Annotated in this window: 16 protein-coding genes and 1 tRNA gene; 11 read left to right on the top strand and 6 right to left on the bottom strand. The window is 54.4% G+C overall.

Going from position 1 to position 15,484, the window contains the following annotated elements; all coding sequences use genetic code 11:
- Positions 1 to 84 precede the first annotated feature (84 nt).
- The 8 genes from CRO08_RS06605 to CRO08_RS06570 all read left to right on the top strand — a co-directional run bounded on the left by CRO08_RS06605 (position 85) and on the right by CRO08_RS06570 (position 7,383).
- Positions 85 to 1,716, top strand: a complete 1,632-nt coding sequence (locus CRO08_RS06605) for an endo-1,4-beta-xylanase (protein WP_176495078.1) — start codon at positions 85 to 87, stop codon at positions 1,714 to 1,716.
- A 16-nt stretch (positions 1,717 to 1,732) separates the two neighbouring features.
- Positions 1,733 to 1,963: a hypothetical protein gene (locus CRO08_RS06600; protein ID WP_097035522.1), complete on the top strand. Its 231-nt coding sequence runs from the start codon at positions 1,733 to 1,735 to the stop codon at positions 1,961 to 1,963.
- Complete coding sequence (locus CRO08_RS06595) at positions 1,963 to 2,289, top strand: stress response translation initiation inhibitor YciH (protein ID WP_097035521.1); 327 nt, start codon at positions 1,963 to 1,965, stop codon at positions 2,287 to 2,289. Before CRO08_RS06600 ends, CRO08_RS06595 begins: the two co-directional genes overlap by 1 nt.
- A 173-nt stretch (positions 2,290 to 2,462) precedes the next feature.
- Positions 2,463 to 3,908, top strand: coding sequence for a hypothetical protein (locus CRO08_RS06590; RefSeq protein ID WP_097035520.1), 1,446 nt, complete (start codon positions 2,463 to 2,465; stop codon positions 3,906 to 3,908).
- An 85-nt stretch (positions 3,909 to 3,993) separates the two neighbouring features.
- Positions 3,994 to 4,066: transfer RNA gene (locus CRO08_RS06585), tRNA-Arg, on the top strand.
- A gap of 94 nt (positions 4,067 to 4,160) precedes the next feature.
- Positions 4,161 to 5,792: a hypothetical protein gene (locus tag CRO08_RS06580; protein WP_097035519.1), complete on the top strand. Its 1,632-nt coding sequence runs from the start codon at positions 4,161 to 4,163 to the stop codon at positions 5,790 to 5,792.
- The gene (locus CRO08_RS06575) at positions 5,792 to 6,034 is read left to right on the top strand and encodes an XRE family transcriptional regulator (RefSeq protein ID WP_097035518.1); all 243 of its coding nucleotides are present in this window, start codon (positions 5,792 to 5,794) and stop codon (positions 6,032 to 6,034) included. The genes CRO08_RS06580 and CRO08_RS06575 overlap by 1 nt, the downstream gene beginning before the upstream one ends.
- 20 nt (positions 6,035 to 6,054) lie before the next feature.
- The gene (locus tag CRO08_RS06570) at positions 6,055 to 7,383 is read left to right on the top strand and encodes a TldD/PmbA family protein (RefSeq protein WP_097035517.1); all 1,329 of its coding nucleotides are present in this window, start codon (positions 6,055 to 6,057) and stop codon (positions 7,381 to 7,383) included.
- 30 nt (positions 7,384 to 7,413) lie between these two features.
- On the opposite strand, the gene lgt is transcribed toward CRO08_RS06570, so the two are convergent.
- From lgt to orn, 3 genes are read right to left on the bottom strand one after another with little or no spacing between them, the layout of a single operon-like run.
- Positions 7,414 to 8,289 carry a prolipoprotein diacylglyceryl transferase gene (lgt, locus tag CRO08_RS06565; protein WP_097035516.1) on the bottom strand — a complete coding sequence of 292 codons (876 nt, stop codon included), beginning with the start codon at positions 8,287 to 8,289 and terminating at the stop codon, positions 7,414 to 7,416.
- A 13-nt stretch (positions 8,290 to 8,302) separates the two neighbouring features.
- Positions 8,303 to 9,754 (bottom strand): penicillin-binding transpeptidase domain-containing protein, encoded by a 1,452-nt coding sequence (locus CRO08_RS06560; protein WP_097035515.1) that lies wholly within the window; start codon positions 9,752 to 9,754, stop codon positions 8,303 to 8,305.
- Between the two features lie 4 nt (positions 9,755 to 9,758).
- The gene (orn, locus tag CRO08_RS06555; RefSeq protein ID WP_072810534.1) at positions 9,759 to 10,304 is read right to left on the bottom strand and encodes an oligoribonuclease; all 546 of its coding nucleotides are present in this window, start codon (positions 10,302 to 10,304) and stop codon (positions 9,759 to 9,761) included.
- Between the two features lie 181 nt (positions 10,305 to 10,485).
- On the opposite strand from orn, the gene fabF reads away from it, so the two are divergent.
- The 3 genes from fabF (at position 10,486) to CRO08_RS06540 (ending at position 13,381) form a co-directional block, all read left to right on the top strand.
- Complete coding sequence (fabF, locus tag CRO08_RS06550) at positions 10,486 to 11,715, top strand: beta-ketoacyl-ACP synthase II (protein WP_097035514.1); 1,230 nt, start codon at positions 10,486 to 10,488, stop codon at positions 11,713 to 11,715.
- Between the two features lie 127 nt (positions 11,716 to 11,842).
- Positions 11,843 to 12,793 carry a YfiM family protein gene (locus CRO08_RS06545; protein WP_255252262.1) on the top strand — a complete coding sequence of 317 codons (951 nt, stop codon included), beginning with the start codon at positions 11,843 to 11,845 and terminating at the stop codon, positions 12,791 to 12,793.
- A gap of 9 nt (positions 12,794 to 12,802) precedes the next feature.
- Positions 12,803 to 13,381 carry a fibrobacter succinogenes major paralogous domain-containing protein gene (locus CRO08_RS06540; protein ID WP_097035513.1) on the top strand — a complete coding sequence of 193 codons (579 nt, stop codon included), beginning with the start codon at positions 12,803 to 12,805 and terminating at the stop codon, positions 13,379 to 13,381.
- A 26-nt stretch (positions 13,382 to 13,407) separates the two neighbouring features.
- Here CRO08_RS06540 and CRO08_RS06535 read toward each other — a convergent pair whose 3' ends face one another.
- The 3 genes from CRO08_RS06535 to CRO08_RS06525 form a co-directional block, all read right to left on the bottom strand.
- Positions 13,408 to 14,007: a phosphatidylglycerophosphatase A gene (locus CRO08_RS06535; protein ID WP_097035512.1), complete on the bottom strand. Its 600-nt coding sequence runs from the start codon at positions 14,005 to 14,007 to the stop codon at positions 13,408 to 13,410.
- A gap of 64 nt (positions 14,008 to 14,071) precedes the next feature.
- Entirely contained in the window at positions 14,072 to 15,244 is a 1,173-nt protein-coding gene (gene hflX, locus CRO08_RS06530; RefSeq protein WP_097035511.1) for a GTPase HflX, read from the bottom strand.
- Positions 15,245 to 15,252: 8 nt separating this feature from the next.
- On the bottom strand, positions 15,253 to 15,444 hold the full coding sequence (locus tag CRO08_RS06525) for a hypothetical protein (RefSeq protein WP_143151909.1): 192 nt from the start codon (positions 15,442 to 15,444) through the stop codon (positions 15,253 to 15,255).
- Between the last annotated feature and the right edge of the window lie 40 nt (positions 15,445 to 15,484).

Here is a 15,484-nt window from a genome sequence, read left to right as displayed (position 1 = left end):
AGTAAAATGCCGGCCCATATTTTATATTCTGGGCGAACAGATGACTCTAGGCGAAAAAGCGAGGTCCTTATGAATCTTTCGAGCGTGAAATTTGCGTGCGCGGCCGCAGCCCTGGCCGCCGCCCCGCTGATGGCGCAGAACGTGCTCACGAACGGCGATATGTCTTATGGCGACGGAGGCTGGTACCTGTGGAATAACCCGGACGGCCCGGCGAAGGTGGACCTGCAGCTCGGTCAGCCCGGCCTCGGTGTGGATGGCTCCGAGGGCGTGAAGGTTACGGTGAAAGAACTTCCGAACCCCAGCTGGGGCCTGCAGTTGCAGCCCCCCAAGTGGCTCGCCGATTCCGCATACTACACGCTGACGTTCAAGGCGAAGGGCAATATGCCTATCAACGCCATCGTGCAGGGAGGCGCTCCCGACTGGCGCCAGAAGGAAAGTGCATCCTTCATGCTCACCAATGAATGGAAAACCTATTCCATGACCTTCCTTGCCGACCAGAAGGGCTACGGACTCAACAACGTCACGTTCCATGTGGGCCTCGCGAAGGGCTGGATGCAGATGGACGACGTGGAAATTGAGAAGGTGGAAGGCCTCGACGACATGACCTGGTACAACAATTCCGCCGCCCGCATTGACAGCCTCCGCAAAAAGGAACTGACAGTGAAGGCGGCCCCCGGTGCGCAGGTGAAGGTGGAACTCATGCGCCACGCTTTCCCCTTCGGTACGGCTCTCGCGCTATACCCGAGCAAGGACAGCGTGGAGACCTGGTATAGGAAGACCGCCAACAAGTACTTCTGGTACGGCGTGCCCGAGAACCAGTTCAAGTGGCCGGATTACGAACCCAAGAAGGGCAAGATCCGCCGCGACGAATTCAAGCAGTACCTCGACTACGTGGATGCCTACAAGTGGGGCTTCCGCGCGCATACGCTCGTGTGGGGGCACCAGGGCTACGGCTTCGACAAGCATTTCAGCAATCAGGGGAGCTGCAAGGACATCTCGAACAAGATCAAGGACCGCATCACCCGCGACGTGAAGGAATACAAGGGCCGCATCAAGGAATATGACGTGTGGAACGAAGCCTTCCACGAGCCGTTCATCTTCAACAAGTGTGGCTGGGACCTGCTGGATTCCGCACACGTTTGGGCTCACCGTGCCGACCCGGATGCACGCCTGTTTATCAACGAGTACAACGTGGTTGCCGCCGGCGAAACCGAGCGCCTCTACGACATCGTGAAGGGAATGCTCGACCGCAAGGTGCCCGTACACGGCATCGGCGTGCAGTGCCACTTCGGTGACCGCCAGCTGAACCCGAACTTCATCAAGAAGCGCCTCGACAGGCTTGGTTCGCTCGGGCTCCCCATCAAGATTACCGAACTTGACTTTGGTGACTGGCAGAAGGGCATGTACTTCGGCGAAGACGAACAGGCCCGCCGCTACGAGATGGTCCTGCGCATCGCCTTCAGCCACCCGGCCGTGGAAGGCATTGTGCTGTGGGGCTTCTGGGATGGCCGCCACTGGGTCAAGAACGGCGGTATTGTTGCCATGGACGGGCGCGAGAAGCCTGCCGCCAAGCTCATCTACGACCTGTGGCACAAGGTGTGGACCACCAACGGCACGTTCAAGGCAGACGAGAACGGCGTCGTGAAGTTCCGCGGTTACCCCGGCAAGTACAAGGTAACCGTCGACGGCAAGAGCGAGATGGTCGATCTCAGATAAAACTATATTTCCCGGTATGAAAAAATCCATACCGGGTATTTTGTGTTTGCTCGCCATGCCCTGCAGCATCCTCATCTTCGTGAAGGTGCAGGCCTTGTCGGGCGATTTGCTTGCGCTCCTTGCCGCAGTGCTTTTCTACATCGCCGTCATTGTCGTTTGCGCGCTCGTGTTCAATAAGCCGGACCCGCGCAACGTGCCTATGGAGCACCCGATTATAAAGGATGATGAGCCGAAGGAGGGCGAGTAATGTCTATCGAAGATCGTTCTACGCTTGTTTTTGCGACCGGGGTTGGCCGTGTCAAGGAAGAAAAGCCCAAGGCGGAACGCCCCCAGGGTGACGGAGTCGTGCGCATCCAGTTGAAGCGCCTCGGTGGCGGCAAGATGGCGAGCGTCGTTACGGGAATCCCGCTAGACGAGGATGAACTGAAGGACTTGGCCCGCACGCTCAAGCAGAAGTGCGGGGTGGGCGGCTCCGTAAAGGACTTCAACATTGAAATCCAGGGCGACAAACGTAATATTTTGAAAACAGAACTTGAAAAGAAGGGCTATACCGTCAAACTCTCGGGCGGTTAATTCGTTCGAATCGGCCATTCGCACTCTTTTTTTTGAAAAGTTGTCTATATTTAAGGCGTATAGGGAAATGAAAAATGAGAATACGCCTGTTTAAAACTGTTTTTGCTACTGTTTCGGTGTTATCCGTTCTTGCTTCTGCGCAGGAACTCTCGCCGAAGTATTTTGATTGCTGGATGGAAAACGTTGCCCACGTAGATGCCTCCGAAATCTCGCGCCTGGGTATCAAGACCTACGGTGACGGCTGGATTTGCGGATGCTTCAATGTGGAAGAAACTGAAGGCGTGGACTGGCAGGAAGGCGAAATCCTCACGAAGGTGAACAAGGTCTGGGATTTGCCGCAGTACGAGATTCTCCCGTGCCGCGCCAAGGACTGCAGTGACACAAGCGAAACCTACCAGAAAAGCCTTGACCTGTGCGTCGACCACCTGAACAATAGCGGGTTTACGCTTTCCGCCTTTGCGGATTCCGGCAAGGTACATGACGCCATCGCGCAGACTTTCCCCGATTCCAAGAAAAAGCCTTCCAAGAAGGATGACGATTCCAACTTGACCGATTTCGGCAAGTATTTCCAGGACCACAAGGCAAAAGCCGACAGCGTTCTCTGCTTCTTCCAGTATCATGAACGTCCGGGTACGGAACGCTTCCTCGACTGGGACAAGAAGGGCGTGTTCAGCATTTCCGGCTTGCCCGAGAAGCTTTTGCCCGAGTCCATCGGTAGTTTCCCCGACTACAGCGACGTGCGTTGCAAGGACGGCAATACGTGGACGGGCTTTCTCGTGAACGGCTATGTCGAGAATATCATGAATGTCGATGGGGAAGGCAAGTTCCACGGCCGAGAAACTGGCTTCGGCAACGACCTTACGCTTCCGGTTCGCCAGGGCAAGGACTTTGGCAAGGTGCTCTACACAGTCGATTACGTGCATGGCGTAAAGAATGGCACGGCCAAGTTCTACCGTTATAGTGCGATGGACAACATTGCGGTAACCGACAAGAAACTGAAGAAGAAACTCGAGAAGTACTACTTCTTGCACCTGGAAGTGCCTTACAGGAAGGGCGCAGTCCACGGCATGGTGAATATGTTCTCGCACAAGGGATTCCTTATGGCCGAAATCCCGTACTGGAACAATGAGATTCACGGACGCGTGGTGGTGCACTACCCGTTTGTCGAAGACGTGAAGGCGATTGAGGCTGCCGACAAGAAGGAAATGAAGCGCATCTCCAAGATCAAGAAGAAGAAGGACAAGGAAGAGGCCCTGGAGGCCTTCCAGAAGATGAAAGAAGAGCGCGAGAAGAACAAGCCGAAGGACAAGGTCACGATTGACTACAAGAAGGGCAAACTCAATGGCCCGAACGACCTCGGGTATTCCTTCGGTAACTACCGCGACGGCAAGCTCGACGGCAAGTACATGACGTTCACGGTAAAGGAAACCTGCTACGACTGGATTCCGGTGAACGGTCAGGAAGGTATCGACTCCACGACCACGAACAAGGTTTGCTTGACTGAGAAGCAGGACAAGAAGAGCTGGGGCACGTTCCGTAACGGCGAACTCCAGGGCCTGATTGAATGCGCGAACGGTATCAAGGGCAAGGAGAACGTGGACTGCGACCACGCTTACTAGGCGGACTTTCGCCCTGATGACAAAACGGGCGCTTTTAGTTATATTTGTCGCGGACTTGAAAGACCGCAAGGCCTGAAGGTTGCATGCCTGGTTAGTTTAACAGGATAAAACGCGTCCCTCCTAAGGATGAGCTCCGCGTTCGAGTCGCGGACCGGGTATTACGCTGGCGGATTACTCCGCCAGCATTTCTTTTTTGCTACGTCATCCCCGACTTGGTCGGGGATCTCCTTTGCATTTTTGTAACTTTACATCGTGAATAAAAAGTACGTTGCAATTGTCGTCCTGTTCGGGATCTTGCTCCTGCTTCCGTTTACGGTGCAGGCCGTCGCGGACCTGCGTGGCGATAAACGGTTTGTTTCCTTCGACATCTTTAAGGACATTGTCTATACCCCATTCGTGCGGGAATCTAATATGACTGCGGGGGCGATGCGCCTGGATAGCGTTTGGCGCAGTGCGCGCGAAGCAATTGCGGGTGGCGCGGAGACTGTGGATGCGCTGGAACCCGTAATCGGGGCCCTTTCCGACTTGGAGGCGGTCGCGCTGACCGTCAATGCGTATGCGCAGCTCGATACAGCGGAGGCGGGCTACAGGCTGCTCAAGCAGGCGGACACGTTGCTTGTGAGCCTCGAGGACGAGCCCGAAAGTTTCAAGGTCGTCGATTCAACACTCAAGGCGGTGGTGGGCGAGTTCGGGCATTTCTCGGTTGTGCGGGCAATTTCGGGCGTCAAGCATTACGGCGTATGGACGAGCCGCTACCTGCGGGCTTTCGAGAAGAAGGTGGAAGACGAGAATGCGCTGGTGCTTGCAGTGCGCCCGCGTTACCAGCTCGCGGTATGGAACATCTTCAATGACCCGGGCGAGAAGGTGGTGCTCGGTGCAGGTGAGGGACGCTGGCTTTTCTACCGGCAGGATGTGGAATTCCTGGTGCAACCGTCCCCGCTGGATGTGCGCAGTGCGAAACTCGATAACCCGGTGCAGGCGATTCTCCGGTTCCGCGACCAGCTGAAGGCGAAGGGCGTGGAACTCCTTGTGGTGGTTACTCCGGGCAAGCCGAGCGTTTATCCGGAAAGGCTGACCGGCGTATCCCCGGTCGCAGGCATTAACGGCGCGGACATATCTCGGGGCGCGACTGCCGCCGGTCATGGCAAGGCGATTCTCGATTCGCTTACAAAACTCGGGCTGAATACGGTGGATTTGTACACGCCGCTCCTTGCTGCGAAGGTTGACGATGCGACTCTCGGGCCGCTCTACCTGAACGACGACACGCACTGGACTCCGCGCGGTGCTGAACTTGCTGCCGATGTGATTGCGCGTAAGGTGCGCGAGATGGCGGAGGCGGGCGTCGTGGATATCGGCGAAGAATCCATGACCTATGTTGCATCTGATTCTGTGGCCGACCGCATGGGCGATATCGGCGAGATGAGCGGACTCAACAAGTTCAACGTGTTCAAGGTGCAGAAGGTGACCGGGCATGTGGTGATGCAGCAAGAAGTCTCAGAACGTGCGCAAACTTCGGACAGCACGGAAACGCCCGCAGATTCGCTTGCCGATTCAGCGGCATTGCAAGAAGCCGTCGCCTACGACACGACGCGTACGCCTTTCAAGGACGATTTCCGCAAGGCAAAAATCTTGATTCTCGGTGACAGCTTCAGCCGCATTTACCAGACTGATTCGCCGGTGAACGCGGGCTGGATTGCGCATTTTGCTAAAGAGATGGGAAGGCCTGTCGCAAGCATCGTGAGCGATGGCGGTGCATCAACATTGGTTCGTGAAAAGCTCGCCCGCAAGGCCGGCGTGCTCAAGGGCAAAAAGCTCCTTATTTGGGAATTCGTGGAACGCGACCTCCGCTTTGGTGCGGAAGGCTGGAAGGAGGTTGATTTCTAATGGCAAGGCATGGAACCCCCACTCCGGGGCAGGCAATTCTGGAAGGTATCGAGTGGCTCAAGATGGACAAGGCCGAATTTGCGCGCCGCATCGGGGTCCCGATGGAAACGCTTGAGGGCCTGATTGCAGGGACCATCGAGATTACCCGAGAACTCGCTGAATCGCTCGAGTCCGTGACGGGGAGCCCCGCCGCCTACTGGCGAATGCTTGCCAGTAAAGCGAAAAAAACTATTGACCAATAACTAATGACCATTGGCAAACTATGAATATTACTGACGCAGTTTCTTGTATGTGTGACCTCGCGAAGGGCGAGGCGGAACAGTTCGACATAATCGCTTCGAATTCGCATTCCGAGGGTATCTCTGTTTTTCAGGGGCAGGTGCAGAATACTGAGATTTCCGATTCTGTAGGGCTTGGTATTCGCGTCATCAAGGACGGACATCCAGGGTATGCGCACACCGAGCGCCTTACCAGGGATGCGATTGCACAGACCATCAAGGATGCGGTTTGCCACACTCAGTGGACGGAGCCTGTAAATATTGAACTTCCGAAACCGGCGCAGATTCCGGATGACAGCCCGAATTACAATCCTGCCCTAGATTCGCTTTCGCTTGCGGAGCTCAAGGATTTCTGCATAGAACTCGAAAAGGAAACATTCGCACGTTCCGCCGACATCAAGAACATTCCGTACCTCGGTGCCGACCTGAACCGTGAAATCTCTATCGTGGCGAACAGTAACGGGCTTTTCTACACCGACAAGGACAACTCCGTTTCTGTCGGTGCGGGTGCGGTCGCAGTACGCGATGGAGTCAGTAAGTTAGGTAATTGCGTAAAGAGCCGTCGCGACTGGAATGAAATTTCGATGAAAGAAATCGCGGACAAGGCTGCTACATACGCCACTGAACTTTTTGGCGCGAAGAGAATTGAAGGCGGAAAAATTCCTGTGATTTTCTCGGAACGCATTGCCGGCCGCTTTGTTGGAATGTACGGGTCGCCGTTTATCGCAGAATCCATGCAGAAGGGCATGTCCCGCCTTGCGGGTAAGCTGGGCGAAAAGATTGCGTCCGAAAAGTTCTCTCTCTGGAGCGACCCGAATTCCGAGAATTTCTGCAACAAGGTCTATTTCGATTCCGAAGGCTCTCTCACGCGTCGCGTTGAGGTTATAAAGGATGGTGTCTTTAACGAGGCTCTCTACAATCTGGAAACAGCCGCGAAAGATGGCTGCAGTACAACAGGTAGTGCTGCCCGCGGTTTCGGTTCGAAGATGGGTACCGCGTTTTGGAACATGTATGTGCCTGCGGGCGACAAGACTACGGCGGAACTCTTGAAGTTATTCCCGAAATGCCTGTTGGTTGTTCGCCTGGAGGGCAATTCTGGCTGCAATGCCGTTTCGGGCGAACTGAGCATCGGGGCTCACGGGTTCTGGTGCGAAAACGGGGTAATCCAGCATCCGGTTGATGGCGTGACGCTTTCCGGAAATTTCTTCGATATAATCCAGAACGTTGTCGCCGTCGGGAGCGAATACTACGACAAGTTTTCAGGTATAAAGGTGCCCGCGCTCGCGGTTTCAAACCTTGCGGTGAGTTGCTAGGTTTACTGATGTGGTCCGTTGCATCCAGGACTAGCTGTTTTTAATGGCCTTTTTCTGGCGGTAAATCAGCACAATCAGCCACACAAGGCCTGTGATAATCATGAGGCTGCAGAGAGTCTGCCCGCGGCTCATGCCGAACAGGTCAATGCGCCCCAGGTGGGCATCGGGTCTGCGGAAGAATTCGATAAAGAAGCGGAATATGCCGTAGCCCATCAGGTAGAGGCAGGGCATTTTGTCGCGCAATAGCGGAATGCGTCTCAGGTTATAGAGAACCGCAAACAGGATGATTCCCTCGAAGCACATTTCGTAGAGCTGGCTCGGATGGTGAAGAATCGGGTTCGTGATGGGGCTGTCGTGGGCAAGCGGGAAGAACATGCCGATAGGGCTCGTTGTCACCTCGCCAAAAAGTTCACCGTTGATGAAGTTGCCCCATCGCCCCCAGGTATAGGCGAGCGGGGCAGCAAGGAAACTCAGGTTGAGCGTTTTCCACACGTCCATCTTGTTGCGTTTCATTCCGATAATCGCAAAGATGGTGCCGAGAATCATGCCGCCATGGTAGCTCATGCCTGCAATGCCCGTAAAGTGCCACCCGAGTGCGTCGTGGGTGAGGGGAATGATTATTTCGAGCGGGTTTGCGAGGTAATAGCCCGGTTTGTAGAAGAAAACGTACCCGAGTCGCGCACCGATGAGGATGCCCGCGATGGCCCACATGAACAGGTTGTCGAACTGCTCCTTGGTGTACCCGAGATTTTCCTTCGAGTTGATTTTCCACATGGTAAAGTATGCGGTGACGAACGCGAAAATGTACATCACGCCGTACCAGTGGACCGGGAAGTTCATGAGGGGAATTGTAAATGCGATTCCGTCAAAGTAGGTCGGTATAAGGTTCCACCAGGAAGGTTCCATTTTGTCCTCGCTTTTAGTTTGTCTGCCATAATTTCTGGTGAGCCCAGTAGTTCATTATCATCGCCGCCACCTGGCATGCAGGCTGCGAGCGGTAGCCCTGCAGGTCGTGAACCTGCATGATGACTACGATAATCGCCTTCTTGGGGTCTTCCTTCGACTGTGCAAATCCCATAAACCATTCGTATCGCCCGTTCGGGTCGTTCCCGTCGAGCGAACCAGTCTTGCCGCCGATGTTCAGGGCGTTGAAATTCTTGCGGGCCATATTCTTGGTCGATAAGTGCTTCCTTGCGGTTCCGTTCGTGACGGAACGTAGCATGGCGGCCCGTAGCCCGTAGTAGGTGTTCTCGCTGAACTTACCCACGTCGAGAGCGATGCGCTGCTTGGGGGCGATGCCTTCGAGGTCTTTCGCCCACGGGATTTCGAGAGGTTTCTTGGCGAGTATGGAACGCACCTGCGCTGCCGCTAGGAGGGGAGAGAGGGTTGTCGACTGGATAAACCCGCAGCTCACTTCGGCAAGCCCGTATCCGGAATCGGGAGGTGCATAGTTCGAGCGCCCGGGGAGGCCGCCGGGGAAGTTCGTGTTGTAGCCGAGCATCTTTGCCGCGTCGCGCAGGCGCTTTGCCCCGACGTTCAGGCCGATGATGCCGAGCGGCGGGTTTGCGGATTTCGCATAGGCGTCCTGCAGTTCAATAGTCGGGCCCGCATAGTTCTCGGGCACGCGCAGCTGGTTTTTGTACAGCGTGTGATGAGCGCCCCTGTCGGGTATCGGGGAATTGAGCGAATAGCGGTTGCTTTCCATCGCGGCTGCAATTGTGACGGTCTTTGCAAGCGATGCGGCAGGGAAGGTGTTGCGCGAGATGTAGTCCGGCGCATTTTGCACCTTGTAATCCTTGGTTTCGCCCCAGGCGATTATCTCGTTGCTGTTCGGTTCCACCACAAGAATCGCGCTGTGCATGGGCTTGAAGCGCCGGAGCATGTTGTCGATTTTCTCGGCAAGGAACACGTCCTTCTGGTTCTTGATGTGTACCGAATCGACAATTTCTACTTCGGGGGGATTTTCAGGGGTGACCGCGGCGGTCACGGTCGCCTGCGTGTTCTCGAGGTTTTCATTCCTCTCGGATTCTTTCGTGGCGGCTTCCCTTGATGCCTTTGCCTCGCCGAAAAGACTCTTTACTGTGGACTCGGTTAATGGATCCTTCACCTTGATTGCTCGGTGCGCTTCCTTGAGCGAATCGATGATGGAAGAATCCACACGGAGAGTGTCTGTGATCCATTCTTTGGATGTCGCCGTAGGATCATTGCCGTTTACGACGAATCCTTTCGGTTGCGCCGCCTGTTCGCCGCTCTTGAATATGCACGAGCCAATCAGGGCGCAGGCTGCAACAAAAATGGCGATAGCGATGCAACGGTTACGTAATCTCTTCTTGTAGGGGAGTCGATTTTGGGGGTCGTAATAATACTTCATCGGGTTACTTGAAAATAGTCTTGCGGTAGTAGGCGAGTTCGGCGATGCTCTCGCGGATGTCGTTCAGGGCCTCGTGGCGCTTTTCCTTCTGGAATTCATCAAGTTTTGGATACCAGCGGAATGAGAGTTCCTTGATGGAACTTACGTCTATATTCCTGTAGCAAAGCCAGTTCGATATTTCGGGCATGTACTTGTACAAGAAACGCCTGTCCTGCGTGATGGAATTGCCACACAGTACGTTCTTTGCCTTTTCGGTAAAAGGCTTGATAAAGTCGAGCGTCACCTTTTCGGCGTCGGCGGTGGAGTATTGCGAATGCCTGCAGCGTTCTACAAGACCGCTCGCCGTATGGTGCTTGGTATTCCATTCGTCCATGGATTCAAAGACGTTCTCGTTCTGGTGAATGGCAATGACGGGCCCTTCGGCTAGGATGTTGAGTTCCGCATCGGTAACGATGGTGGCAATCTCTAGGATAACGTCCTTTTCGGGGTCGAGCCCGGACATTTCCAAATCCATCCAGACCAGGTTTCTAGAACTTTTCTTTTTTGCCATATCGTCGGTAAATTTAGTTTTTTGTACCGAAGTGTAAAATTGTCAAAATAATTTTAGACCTTTTGTCTGCCTATTTTTACGCTTCGTCAAACATCGGTGCTAATGAGAAATAAAACACTTTATTGTAAGAAAAATATTTGCTATATTCGGCTCGTTAATTTGTTACACACAGGAATACACTATGGAAGAAGTAGTAATTACCGGTATGGGCTGTGTTTCGGCCCTTGGAAATTCCCCCGACATCCTCTGGGACAACCTTTTGCAGGGCAAGTCCGGCATCGCCAAGATTGATAGGTTCGACGTTTCTGCACTGCCGGTCCAGATTGCGGCTGCGGTCAAGGAATTTGACGGTTCCGAGTTCTTTAGCACCAGAGACCAGTCCAGGTTCTCGAAGTGCATCCAGTACGCAGTCTATTCTGCCTTCCAGGCATTGAAGAATGCCGGTGTTGACCCGAAGGCCGAAGACCCGTCCCGTTCCGGCGTGATTATCGGTGCCGGTATTGGCGGTATGAACACTTACACTGACAACGCGGTTACCTGGGGTACCCGTGGCCCGACCCGCGTTTCTCCGTTCTTTATCCCGATGTCCATTACGAACATGCCTGCGGGCGAAGTTTCCAACCGCACTGGCTGGATGGGCCCCTGCTTTGCAGTGGTTTCCGCCTGCGCGACATCGAACCATTCTATCGCAGCGGCCTTTGACGCTATCCGCCTGGGTCGCGCCGACATCATGCTTGCTGGCGGTACCGACGAGACGGTGAACCCGCTCGCCCTCGCTGGCTTTACCAACATGCACGCCCTCTCCAAGCGCAACGATGACCCGGCCACTGCTTCCCGCCCGTTCGACAAGGACCGCGACGGCTTCGTGATGGGTGAAGGTTCCGGCATTCTCGTGCTTGAAAGCCTCTCTCACGCCAAGAAGCGCGGCGCGAACATCCTTGCCCGCGTTGCCAGTGTCGGCATGAGCGCCGATGCGCACCACATGTCCGCCCCGCGTGAAGACGGCGAAGGCGTGCGTCTCGCCATCGAGATGGCGCTCCGCGACGCAGGTATCTCCCCGAAGGACGTGGGCTACGTGAATACTCACGGTACGTCGACCCCGCTCGGCGATGTGGCTGAATGTTCCGCCCTCGAGAAGGTGTTCGGCGCTTCTGACTCCCTGAAGATTAACTCCTCCAAGTGCATGATCGGACACGCTCTCGGCGCAGCCGGTGCCCTTGAGGCCATTATCACGGTGAAGTCTCTGCAGAACCAGATGATTCACGCTACGACGAACGTGTTCAACAAGGATGAACGCATCCACCTCGATGTTTGCGCGAACAAGAATACGAGTCACAGCTTCAAGTACGCCCTGTCCGACGGCTTCGGCTTCGGTGGCCAGAACAGCGTGCTTCTCTTGGCCCGCGACTAAATCGATGTGAAATGTGTAATGTGAAATGACTAATTATTCATTCCCCATTACACATCACACACTACATATTAGATAAAGCTTCCCGGAGTTCATTCTCCGGGGCTTTTCTTTTTCTATCTTTACCGGTGTGAAAGGGTCAATCTCAAAATGCTTTGCTGCTTTTGCTCTTGCGCTGGTTTGCCTTGTGCAGTCCACGCAGGCGGCCCCTTATGATCCGCCTACTTGGCGCGATTCCACGTGGGATTATCGCAGCGAGGATTCTGTCGATATCAAGTCCGAAATTTCCTGGTGGAAGGTCGGTGGACTTGGTGCGCTCACGCTTTCTTCCTTCGGCGCTGCATACATATTTGTGTTTTCCAAGGGATGGTGGGACGATGAAAGAAGCCATTTTCATTTCGAAAATGATTTCGATTATGCGCTGAATCTGGATAAATTTGGCCATTTTGCAGCTGGCGTGATACTCGGAGAAAGTTTTTATGAGGGGTATCGCTGGGCTGGCCTTAGTGAGTTCAAGTCTTATTTATTTGCTGGTGTTTCTGCCATGACGACTCATATTGCTATTGATGTCAAGGATGGCTATTCACCCAAATGGGGGTTTAGCGTTTTTGATGTTCTTTCGGGTACCTTGGGTGGTTTTTGGCCTATGGCAGAACGATATGTGCCCATATGCAAATATGTAGACCTTAAGTGGAGTTATTGGATTAATTCTGATGAATACTATAATGGAAAAAGTAGCCATGCGGGTGATGCTGTATTTACCGATGATTATATAAATCAGACTTTTTGGGCATCCTTCAAGCCCTATCGGCTGCTGCCCGCTGGTGCACGGAAGTATTACCCGAGTTGGCTTGCTTTTGCGGCGGGTTTAAGTATCAACGAAAACGCGATACACATGAAAGCGGAAAACAGGCACCGTGAAGTCTACCTTGCTTTTGACTACGACCTGGAAGCGTTCCGCCCGCAGAGCCGCTGGGCCCGCACGCTCATCAAGTACCTGAACTATTTTAAGCTTCCTGCTCCCACCATACAAGTTTATCCGGAATTCCACTGGTACTTGCTTTACCCGATAAAGTTCTAGGAGGTTCGTGTGAAAAGCTTCCCTAAAATCGTCAGCGCTTCGCTTTTGTTTGGAGCGACATTCGCACTAGCCCTGCCGCAGACGGGCACGTTCCGCGATAATCGCGACGGGCATACCTACAGGACTGTCGTTATCGGGAGCCGCACCTGGATGGCGGAGAACCTTGCGTTCAATGAGAAGGGGAGCGCCTGTTACGACAACAAGAACGAGAACTGCGCGAAGTACGGGCGTTTATACAATTTCGAGATGGCAAATAAAGCATGCCCTTCGGGATGGCACCTGCCCGAAAATGATGAATGGAAACGCTTCCGCACGTTTATCGAGGATAGCGACGGCAAGGAAGCCGCCTGGATGAGTTTAAAATCCCGCGACAAGTGGGATGGAAGCGACCGATACGGGTTCGACGTGGTACCCGCGGGCAAGGCGACCGACGAATTTGTGGAACTGGGTGTCTCTGCGCATTTCTGGAGTTCTACGACCGAAGACGGAGATGCTTACGGCTGGCATCTCGAACCGCCCGGAGATTTCAGGATGGAATTCGACGTGAGCAGCAACATGTATTCCGTGCGCTGCCTCAAGGACTACTAGCCGACAAGGCCTGCGTCCAATTAGCCTTACAACGTCGCGAGATAGGCCGTTAATCCCAGGCCCATCAATATGCCTGAGTAAAGCCCGCCCAGCAAATCATCTGCCATGACGCCCCATGCACCGGGGAACTTTTCAAATCGGTGGATTCCGAACGGCTTGAAAATGTCGAAGAATCGGAAAAGCCCAAATACAAAGAGAAGCACCCAGGGGCAGTCGACGATAACGACGCTCGGGACAAACGCGAGAGCTGTGAAAATTCCGCAGACTTCGTCGATCACGATCCAGCCGGGGTCTTCTGTATCGGTGTCCTTCATTGCTTTGTTCACGAAGGGAATGGGGGCGAAAAAGAAGAAGAGTGCTGCAGCGAGGAAGGGGAGGCTTATGAAGATGGCGAATGCATTGCCGCCGATGGGGAATGCTTCGTATTGCCCCAGGAGGGAGTCCGCAAGCACGGCCATGGGGTAGGCGACAATCGCTGCGGCGAGGCTTCCCATGGTGCCGGGAGCTTTCGGGCTCATTCCCGAACCGAAAAACGTCACGACGAGCGTGGTAAACCAGTCTGTCTTGCGCCATTCGTGCGGTATGCGCTTCTTCCCGTATTTCTCTTTCAGTTCTTCCTTGTTCATGGATTATTAGTTCTTGGTCAATAGTCAATGGTCATTAGTTGTTCGTCATTCTGAACGGAGTGAATCATCCCTCCGGTGGCCACGGCATTTCTGCCCTTTTCTTTTCGGCTGCTTCATGTGCTTCGCGTTTCTTTTTCCATGCAGCCAACTGCGTCTTGAATGCGTCTCGCAGGCGCTCCATGCCGATGTTTTCGCGGGCGCTCACCTGGATGGCTTCGGGATAGTTCTGCAAAAGTTCGGTGCGGCGGGCCTCGTCGCAGATTTCCGCCTTGTTGAACACGCGGATGCGTGGAGTTTCCTTGCTGATGATGCCTTCGAGCGTCTTGTGGGTCACTTCCAGGTGTTCGCGGTAGTCCGGCGCACTCCCGTCGACGACTTCCAGAATGCAGTCGGCATGCGCTGCCACCCCGAGGGTGCTCTTGAAGGTTTCGATGAGGTTGTGGGGGAGTTTGCGGATAAACCCGACCGTATCACTCAGGATGATGTTGTCTCCATCCAGGTAGAGTTTGCGGGTGGTGCTGTCGAGGGTCGCGAACAGTTTGTCTTCTACGTAAACGTCTGCGCCGGTGAGGCGGTTCGTGAGGGTCGATTTTCCAGCGTTCGTGTAGCCGACGATACCCACATGGAAAATGTCGTTCCTGTTTTCGGCCTGGCTCTCGCGGGCATCCTCGATTTTTTCAAGTTTCTTCTTGAGTTCCTGGATGCGCTTGCGGATCATGCGGCGGTCCGTTTCCAGCTGCGTCTCACCCGGCCCCTTGGTGCCGATGCCGCCGTTGTGCTGGCGGCATAGGTGAGTCCACGCACCGGTGAGCCGCGGCATCATGTACTGCAACTGCGCGACTTCCACCATCAGGCGGCTCTCTGCAGTTATGGCATGCTTTGCGAAAATATCGAGAATGAGGCCCGTACGGTCGAGCACCTTTATTCCGGGCAGGCGCTGTTCGAGGTTACGGACCTGCGAGCCGGAGAGGTCGTCATCAAATACGACCATCTTCGCGTTGTCTTCTTCGAGGGCGCGCTTGACCTCGTTCACCTTGCCCTCGCCGATGAGGGTGGCCGGGCTAAAATTCTGCACGCGCTGGATAAAATTGCGCGTAACGACTGCGCCCGCGGTTTCGGCGAGACGCCCGAGTTCCGCTACCTGTTCGGATACAAGCCACGGGCGTGTCTTCGGGGTGCATATCCCTACGAGAACGCAGCGTTCCTTTTCTTGTTTATGTTCTGCGGGCTGTTTCATCTATGCGGTCAGCAATTCCCGTTCAGTTTCAGGAACCAGTAATCCTCGCTGTTGATGCTGCTGCCTTCGGGCGAGGCGGCATCGGCGAGTTTCGCGAAATCCGGAGCATTGTTGCCAGGCGCATTACTATCCTGCGGACACGCGCTGGCAGCGTCTGGCGCATTCTTGTCCTGAATATTTTTGTCGTTCATATCGGCCATGCGCAGAATATAATAAATCTCGATGCTCGCGCGCATCTCC

This window comes from Fibrobacter sp. UWT3, from assembly GCF_900230125.1.
Taxonomy (GTDB): domain Bacteria; phylum Fibrobacterota; class Fibrobacteria; order Fibrobacterales; family Fibrobacteraceae; genus Fibrobacter.
The sequence above is the reverse complement of the archived record's forward strand: the minus strand, read 5'-3'. Positions and strand labels throughout refer to the sequence as shown.

What these genes read in the sequence shown, in the direction of transcription:
- CRO08_RS06600 (WP_097035522.1), top strand. Translation starts at nt 1,733, where the DNA reads ATGAAAAAATCCATACCGGGTATTTTGTGTTTGCTCGCCATGCCCTGC.
- CRO08_RS06595 (WP_097035521.1), top strand. Translation starts at nt 1,963, where the DNA reads ATGTCTATCGAAGATCGTTCTACGCTTGTTTTTGCGACCGGGGTTGGC.
- CRO08_RS06590 (WP_097035520.1), top strand. Translation starts at nt 2,463, where the DNA reads ATGGAAAACGTTGCCCACGTAGATGCCTCCGAAATCTCGCGCCTGGGT.
- CRO08_RS06575 (WP_097035518.1), top strand. Translation starts at nt 5,792, where the DNA reads ATGGCAAGGCATGGAACCCCCACTCCGGGGCAGGCAATTCTGGAAGGT.
- CRO08_RS06570 (WP_097035517.1), top strand. Translation starts at nt 6,055, where the DNA reads ATGAATATTACTGACGCAGTTTCTTGTATGTGTGACCTCGCGAAGGGC.
- lgt (WP_097035516.1), bottom strand. Translation starts at nt 8,289, where the DNA reads ATGGAACCTTCCTGGTGGAACCTTATACCGACCTACTTTGACGGAATC.
- CRO08_RS06560 (WP_097035515.1), bottom strand. Translation starts at nt 9,754, where the DNA reads ATGAAGTATTATTACGACCCCCAAAATCGACTCCCCTACAAGAAGAGA.
- orn (WP_072810534.1), bottom strand. Translation starts at nt 10,304, where the DNA reads ATGGCAAAAAAGAAAAGTTCTAGAAACCTGGTCTGGATGGATTTGGAA.
- fabF (WP_097035514.1), top strand. Translation starts at nt 10,486, where the DNA reads ATGGAAGAAGTAGTAATTACCGGTATGGGCTGTGTTTCGGCCCTTGGA.
- CRO08_RS06535 (WP_097035512.1), bottom strand. Translation starts at nt 14,007, where the DNA reads ATGAACAAGGAAGAACTGAAAGAGAAATACGGGAAGAAGCGCATACCG.
- hflX (WP_097035511.1), bottom strand. Translation starts at nt 15,244, where the DNA reads ATGAAACAGCCCGCAGAACATAAACAAGAAAAGGAACGCTGCGTTCTC.
- CRO08_RS06525 (WP_143151909.1), bottom strand. Translation starts at nt 15,444, where the DNA reads ATGGCCGATATGAACGACAAAAATATTCAGGACAAGAATGCGCCAGAC.